This is a genomic window from Paenibacillus sp. NPDC057886, from assembly GCF_042796655.1.
Lineage (GTDB): Bacteria > Bacillota > Bacilli > Paenibacillales > Paenibacillaceae > Paenibacillus.
On record NZ_JBHVMZ010000011.1, the window covers coordinates 223725 to 231523 of the forward strand.

At 45.1% G+C, this 7799-nt stretch carries 5 protein-coding genes and 1 tRNA gene; all 6 read right to left on the reverse strand.

The window, feature by feature from the left end; translation table 11 throughout:
• Nucleotides 1-30 precede the first annotated feature (30 nt).
• The 6 genes from ACFVQB_RS30120 to ACFVQB_RS30145 all read right to left on the reverse strand — a co-directional run bounded on the left by ACFVQB_RS30120 (nucleotide 31) and on the right by ACFVQB_RS30145 (nucleotide 7780).
• Nucleotides 31-1512 (reverse strand): CdaR family protein, encoded by a 1482-nt coding sequence (locus tag ACFVQB_RS30120; RefSeq protein ID WP_379448123.1) that lies wholly within the window; start codon nucleotides 1510-1512, stop codon nucleotides 31-33.
• Complete coding sequence (gene cdaA / locus ACFVQB_RS30125; protein ID WP_063567044.1) at nucleotides 1505-2344, reverse strand: diadenylate cyclase CdaA; 840 nt, start codon at nucleotides 2342-2344, stop codon at nucleotides 1505-1507. Before cdaA ends, ACFVQB_RS30120 begins: the two co-directional genes overlap by 8 nt.
• 425 nt (nucleotides 2345-2769) lie before the next feature.
• Nucleotides 2770-3384: a zf-HC2 domain-containing protein gene (locus ACFVQB_RS30130; RefSeq protein WP_062329949.1), complete on the reverse strand. Its 615-nt coding sequence runs from the start codon at nucleotides 3382-3384 to the stop codon at nucleotides 2770-2772.
• Between the two features lie 135 nt (nucleotides 3385-3519).
• On the reverse strand, nucleotides 3520-4086 hold the full coding sequence (gene sigW, locus ACFVQB_RS30135) for an RNA polymerase sigma factor SigW (protein ID WP_017692117.1): 567 nt from the start codon (nucleotides 4084-4086) through the stop codon (nucleotides 3520-3522).
• 255 nt (nucleotides 4087-4341) lie between these two features.
• Nucleotides 4342-7134: a phosphoenolpyruvate carboxylase gene (gene ppc, locus ACFVQB_RS30140; protein WP_379448131.1), complete on the reverse strand. Its 2793-nt coding sequence runs from the start codon at nucleotides 7132-7134 to the stop codon at nucleotides 4342-4344.
• Between the two features lie 575 nt (nucleotides 7135-7709).
• Nucleotides 7710-7780 (reverse strand) — tRNA-Gly (locus tag ACFVQB_RS30145).
• Nucleotides 7781-7799: the final 19 nt, after the last annotated feature.

Sequence of the window (7799 nt, forward strand, 5' to 3'; positions counted from 1 at the left end):
TTTTTAAAATTCTGATCTGAACATTTTCTTTTACGGATTGGAGCCACTATTACTGCTACCGCTGTTATTGGAGTTACCTCGACTGGTATTCCCCTGCTGGCTCTGCTCCTGATTGTCCGTATTCGATTCTGTTTCTTCTTCTCCAGGAGCAGTTTCGGTATCCCCATTCTCGACTTCGGCTGGTGAAGGATCAGGCCCCAGCGTTCCTTCATCATTCGGATCCTCGCCGGGAGCAACCGTCGTATCATCAGCCTTTTCGCCAATTTTAACGGTAGCGCTTAGATCAACTGATGATTCATCCAGTTTGGCAAAACGAGGCAGGTCAGCCTCAAGCTTTATTTCATGCGTACCTACCGCAAGTCCAGCAAGATCCGCAGTCAGCTTGATATCATCGCTACTTAGACCTTCAAGCATCGTTGAAGAACCTCTTAGCGTAATATTCAAGCCACCACTTTTGGGAGTAACCAGTGTCCCTTCCAGCCCGTTCCCCGCGTCAGTAAGCGTAATGGGTACGTTCGGAAAGACTTTGGTCGTCTCCTGAAGCTCATCGTAAGGCGATACCGTCACCTTAAGCTGAATCGAACTAGGCTCGATTTTCTCAAAACCGGGAGGCGGCGTCAAGTCCACGTTAACTGTCGACGTTCCTGCCTCATTGAACTGTGTAAGATCAAGGGTTACTTGGTCGTAGGACTGTATACCCGCAAGCGCATCCTCTGTTCCGTAAACCGAGACTTCTTTCACGCTTGGCTCAACCGTGGAGAGCACCATTCCCTCTGGCAGCTGTCCCGAATATTTGATTCTTAAGGGCACAGTTGTATAGGGCTGACTGACTGGAATACGGACTTCAACGGTTTCTGGTGTAACAATCGCATTTTCAATGACCTTGCCTTCCGCATCATATGCCTGAAGCTTCACTTTTTTCTGCGTTACGTCATCCTTCGCATCCTTCACGCTCACACTGCCCTGAACCTTCGCTACGGCGTCAAGCTGCCCTTCCGGCAGAGTTACCTTAACTGGACCTGAAGGTTCAACAACGGGCGTTCCAGCGTTATATCCGGCGGATGGTTCTCCTTCGGGTACAATATTCACATTGAAGGATTTTGTGCCCAATTTCTCCACGTTGACCGTAACCATGGAAGGCTCCATGCTGACTACCTCAACCCCAGAAGGCAGATCGGGTACTAGCGGTAACGTATTGGACCCATCTTTCACCTGACTAAGATCCACTAGCACCTTATAATCATCATTCGTAAAAATCGAAGTTAACATCGAACGCTGCCCTTTAATCTCCAGACGTACCTCATCCGTACTTAATGAAGTAAGTACATAGGAGTTACTGTCGAGTCCATAAGGCTGAACAGGCACAGTACGCTCCACAACCTTATTAGTTGTCCCTGTCGTGATCGTTGGCGTAGTTGGTACTTCATCCAGATGTATCATGAACCAGAGCAACAAACTCACCGCCAGGGCAAGAATCTTGGCAAAATTATTGTTATTGAACCATTTATCCATTTTTACGTCCCCCCTTCCGTTTCCAGAAGGTAGTCCAACCATTCTTTTTAGTTAGATTGGATGTTGGACGCAGTTCTTCGTACAGTTTGGCAATCAACGATTCTTCCTTAATATCACGAACAACCTGTCCATTCATCGCAAGCGAAACTTGTCCCGTCTCCTCCGAAACAACCAAACAGATCGCATCCGCAACCTCGGTAATCCCAATTGCTGCACGGTGACGCGTTCCTAGCTCTTTGCTAATAAACGGATTCTCGGACAAAGGCAAGTAACAGGCTGCCGCCGAAATCTGTTTGCCCTGTATAATGACGGCTCCATCATGGAGCGGTGTATTCGGAATAAAGATGTTGATCATCAGCTCTGAGCTGACCAGTGATTGCATCTGGATCCCGGACTCCGTGTAATCGTTCAGACCCGTTTCCCGTTCGAATACAACCAATGCACCAATTTTTCGGCGTGACAAATAATTCACGGATTTAATAATCTCACCAATTAACACCGTTAATTCTTCATCACTTGCCGCCGCCGAGCGTCCAAACAGTTTGCCACGACCCAGTTGCTCCAGACCACGACGCAGTTCCGGTTGAAAGATAATAAAGACCGCAACAACACCAAACGTAAACATCTGGTTCATCAGCCATTTGAGTGTATAGAGGTTTAGCCACGTACTTAGTGCCCAGATCACCACAAGGAACAGAATACCTTTAAGTAGCTGAACCGCACGGGTACCCCGCACAAGCAAAATCAATTTGTACATAATATAGGTAACGATCAATATATCGATAACGTCCTTAATGGACTCTTTCCACGTTAAGTCAGCAAAATAGTTCATAAGCCAGCCCCCGCTATCCCCATTGATGAGTAAACCCTGCTCTCATATTAACCCATTAGGATTTAAATAATCCTTTTTCTCGCATTTGCATAATCCATTCAGGCTCACGCTCAGGTACAAAAGTTGGCCAGAAAAGAGCACTCTGATCCAACCAGCGTATAAACGAATAGAATCATTTCGATCTATATTTTGCTGATTGAAAGACGCTCTTTGGATTTATGCAAAAAGCTTATCTATATGTAGTAGTATGTTCTCTTTAGTATCTAGGTTATAACGTTAACGTTCAGGTTGCAAGTTACGGGAGTCACAAACTGCGCAGAAACAACACAAATCCCATAAATTACAAGGTCAAAAGATAAAAAAGAGTACCCCAGCAATCTGGAGGTACCCTGCTTGGTATATACCATGGAAGAAATCACCCTAATTTAGCGATAAGCCACTTCATTTACCATATTGGTTATTTTGTACCAGAACCAGTCCAGCGCTTGATCAATACTTTTCACCTGGCCGGAAATATGTGCCGTTGAGGCCTGATACAACTGTCCGTCGATGACCGTCAGATTGCCATTTACATCACCGTATACCTGAGCAGTTCCATTCTCTATCGTAAGATCGCCAGCAATGGACTTGCCCTCCGGAACAATAACCGTGTTTCCTTCAATCACGATCTGGTCCAGATTATTTCCCTTAACGACCATTTCGTTATTCTGATTCCAGAAATTCCAGGCGCTAAAGAGCATCACGACCAAAAAGAAGGCTGCCGCCGTCAGCGCGGGATGTCCTTTGACCCATTTGAGCCATACTTGCTGTCTCTTGGGCTGGGGCAGAGCATTCATAATTCGATTGGTCAGCTCATCCGAGGCAGACGGTGAATAGTGTTTCATGGCAAAGAGTAGCATTTCCGTCTGTTCCAACTCTTTAAAGCGCATGCGACAATCCGGACAGGTCACAAGGTGACTTTTCAGTTCAACCTTCTGGGCCGGGGACAACGACTCATCCAAACATTCATGCATTAAAGAGACGGCCGAGTTGCAATCCATATGAGAGCCAATCCTTTCTTAGATCACTTAGTCCTTGCATTGCCAAAAAGCACGCATAAGACTTGCATACATTACATACGCATCCGTTTCGGATATGTTTCAAATAATTTCGCCCAAAATAAAGACGTTTTACATTTACAACTTATACTCCAGTTTTTTACGCAAAAAATCACGCCCCCGATGAACACGAGTCTTAATCGTTGTTACGGGCATACCTGTCACATCACTGATTTCCTGTAGCGACAAGTCCTGTAAATATCTCAAAATCATGACTGATTTATACTTGGCCGGCAAACTGTCAATCGCTTCACGGATAAGTGTCTGTGTCTCAGACAAAAGTGCTTCGCTCTCTGGTGTACGATCATCGCTTGGAAGCATCGCATAACCGTCAGATCCTTCCTGATCATTCAACTCCGCATCCAATGAATAAGAAGGTTTTTTCCGCCGTAAGCGGTCAATACACAGATTGGTTGCAATCCGGTATATCCAGGTTGAGAACTTCTGGTTCGGATCATACTTCTCCATATTGCGAAACACACGCAAAAACGTCTCCTGTACAACGTCTTCGGCTTCATGACGATTGTTCAGCATCCGGTATGCCAGATGAAACAGCTTGTCCTTGTATAATTCAACGATTTCTGCAAAGGCCCGCTGGTCACCCTTCAGTACCAGCTTAACAAGCCTGTTCTCCAAATTGTCCACCCTTATTCCCCCAGACATGCTGATGGGTCTTCCGCCTTCTGATACCCGTCCACACTTGTAATTCACCAATCAAATCGTAAATCAACTTTGGTCAAAAATCAAGACTGTGTCGGAAAATATCCGCCAAAAACAGTAAAAACGGGAACTCCCGAAGGAGTCCCGTTTCATCTCTCACTCGAATTGAGGAAAGAATTAAGCTTTTACTATCTACATGGCTGGAAAATTCACTTCATTTATTGTTAAGCAGCTTAACGATCAGCCCGTATTTCGAAGTCCTGCAGCAATGCCGTTAATCGTAAGCAACACTTCACGCAGTAACTCTGTGTCATCCTCGCCGCGCTCACGCATGTCTCTGAGCTCACTCAGAAGTTGGACCTGCATGTAGGACAAAGGATCGACATACGGATTACGAAGTCGGATCGACTCTTGAATCACCGGTACATCATCCAGAATTTCAGCTTCTCCGGTAATTTTCAGAATCAGCTCTTTGGTGAGCTTGAATTCCGATTCAATCTGACCATAGATGCGATCACGTGCTTCCTCATTGGAAGTCATGGCCGAGTATTCCTTTGCAATAACCAAATCTGCTTTGGCAACAGCCATCTGCACCGTATCAATTAGTGTACGGAAGAATGGGAAGTTTTCATACATTTCTTTCAGGACAACCAAATTTTCTTCTTTATCCTGATAGTAACTTTGCAGTCCCGTTCCTGCCGCATACCATGCGGGAAGCAGATAACGACTTTGGGTCCAGGCAAATACCCAAGGGATCGCTCTCAGATCCTCGAACTTGTCGCTGTTTTTCCGTTTGGATGGACGTGAACCAATATTCAGTTCCCCAACCTCAGGCAGCGGTGTCGATTCCTTGAAGAAAGTAAAGAAGTCTGGATCACGGAAAATGAGATCCTGGTATTTCGTCAGGGATACTTCGGAAATATCTTTGATGATGCTGTCCCACTGACGCTCTGATGCCGACTCTTGTGGCTCCAGACCGTTTAAAGCAGCTGTAATCAAAGCCGATGTAGCCTGCTCAAGACTGCGGTATGCAATTCCCTGAAGGGAATAACGGGAAGAGATAACCTCACCCTGCTCTGTAATCTTGATACCCCCACCAATGGTGTGTGGTGGTTGAGCAAGAATACTGCGGTTGAGTGGCATGCCTCCACGTCCAAGCGCCCCACCTCTACCATGGAAGAACTTCAGCTTAACGCCGTGTTTATTACCAACAGCGGTGATGGCATTCATCGCCACGCGCAGCTCCCAGTTGGCTGTAACAACTCCGCCATCCTTGTTGCTGTCCGAATATCCCAACATGATTTCATGCAGTTCATTCCGCCCGCTCACACTTGCGCGATATACCGGAAGGTTGAACAATTTCTCCATAATTTCCGAAGCCGCATGAAGATCATCAATCGTTTCAAACAATGGCACTGCTTGAAGCGTAGATATCACTTCACCATTATGTTCTTTGCGGAACAAACCTACTTCTTTGGCAAATACCATAACCTCAAGTAGATCACTTGCTCCTTGGGTCATACTAATCAGGTAACTTGTGATACAACCGGCTCCAAACTCGCTCTGAGCACGTTTGATCGTACGGAATACGTCCAGACACTCTTTGGTTCCCTCTGTGTATTGGTGATAAGGGGAAGTCAACGGACGGGGATCATCCAGCAAACGTGCCAGCAAATCGATTTTGCCATCCTCCGTCAAACGAGCATAATCTTCTACGATGTTCATCTTGGCCAAAATCTCCGACATCGCATTTTCATGCTCTTTGCTGTGCTGACGCACATCCAATGCAGCTGTATGGAAACCGAACAGCTCCACTTGACGAATCATTTTGCGAATGGTCGTATCCGCTACATAGTCTGCAAAGTGATGACGCAGGCTGCGATCGATAATCATCAGATCATCCATCAGTCCTTGAGCGCTGTCATAGCGATCTGGATGCCCTACTTTGTTCTCATCCAGGACATTGTTCAGCTTGGCAATCATATATGCCAATTTAATGCGATATGGCTCTTTTTCATTCCGCCACATATCCACTTTTTTCAACGTTACACAATTACGGTCTTGCTCAATCGACTGCACCAGCTCATCCGATACGTGGATGATGTTCGTGCTGAAGCTGAGATGTCCCATAAGTTCAATCATAATCCGTTGATACTCACGCAAAGCTAGCTTACGCTGCATCAACAGTGTTTGCCATGTTACATCTGAAGTTACCGAAGGATTTCCATCCCGGTCTCCACCGATCCAGGAACCGAACCGCAAATACGTCGGCACATGCCAGTCATGGTCAGGATAAAATTTATTCAGGCAGCGTTCAAGCTCCTGGTATACATCCGGAAGTACATGGAACAACGTTTCATGAAAGTAATACATTCCGTTCCGTACTTCATCGAGCACAGTCGGTTTACGGTCACGAAGCTCATCAGTCTGCCATAGTGTAATGACTTCGTTCAGCAGCTTCTCCCGCAACTGTTCACGTTCACGCAACGTCAGCGTAGGATTATCAAGTGACATGACATCTTCGGATATCCGTTTGTGGATGTCCAGTATAACCCGACGCATGGCTTCGGTTGGATGAGCTGTCATCACCAGTTCGAGCGATAATTCGTCTAGAATATCCTCTACTTCCGTGTGAGACAGTCCACGTTCCTTCAGATCTTGTACTGCTTTTTCAATCGATCCTGGCTGCACAGCGTCCCCTGCAGAACGTTCATAATCCCGTTTACGCCGGATCCGATGGTTTTGTTCAGCAATGTTAACTAATTGAAAATAAATTGCAAAAGCTCGAATCACCTGATGGCGATTTTCCGAGTCTAATTCCTGGATCATCGTTTTGAACTCTGCATAAAGTTCTGGCAAGAACTCTGCACGCAACGATTTGCTCGTTTCCCGAATCTTCTCAACGATATCTAGAAGCTCCGTGCCTCCTTGATGGACAAGAACTTCTCCGAGTATATTGCCCAGGAACCGCACGTCTCGCCGAAGCAGGTTGTTGGATTGGCTTTTGCTGGCGGTTACCATAGTTTCAGTCATGCTTATCCTCCCATCTGATCGTTCCATTCGTACACGTAAATTTGACACCTTCATAACATCATACAATAAAATGGTACGAAAATCTTTATTTTTCTACTAGTAAAAATGGGGATTTACCCTGATTTACAGCACAAAAACACGCTTTATTATTCATTTTCTTGTTCTGCTTCGATCAATGGTCAAATGCTGTCGCATGATACCTTTTTCACGTACTTTTAATCATTCGAATAACGCATACCTATTCTTAATTTTTCATAAATATACAGTCAGACTGGGAATGTTCTTTGCACCTGAATGGATTCGTATCTGCATGATTTCCATTGTTACAAACCAGACGAAACATATAGAAACATGACCGGCAAAGCAAGCTTTTGTATACTTTATCACAGTGACGCAATAAATTAAAGAGTGTATTTATAATTTTTTGCTTCTTTTAGCAGAATTTAATGAAGAGGTTCGAGGTATTCTTTCACTTATCAACCGAATAGAGAGGAGATTGGCATTTTAATGAAGTGTTGTTTCTATAAATAAAAGAAAAGTCTCTGTAATTACAGAGACTTTTCAATAAATCATGAAGCGGGTGATGGGAATCGAACCCACGCTATTAGCTTGGAAGGCTAAAGTTCTACCATTGAACTACACCCGCATATAAAAATCGGGATGAC

Bases quoted from the DNA above. Each gene is read 5' to 3' on its own strand.
- ACFVQB_RS30120 (WP_379448123.1), bottom strand. From the start codon at position 1,512: ATGGATAAATGGTTCAATAACAATAATTTTGCCAAGATTCTTGCCCTG.
- cdaA (WP_063567044.1), bottom strand. From the start codon at position 2,344: ATGAACTATTTTGCTGACTTAACGTGGAAAGAGTCCATTAAGGACGTT.
- ACFVQB_RS30130 (WP_062329949.1), bottom strand. From the start codon at position 3,384: ATGGATTGCAACTCGGCCGTCTCTTTAATGCATGAATGTTTGGATGAG.
- ppc (WP_379448131.1), bottom strand. From the start codon at position 7,134: ATGACTGAAACTATGGTAACCGCCAGCAAAAGCCAATCCAACAACCTG.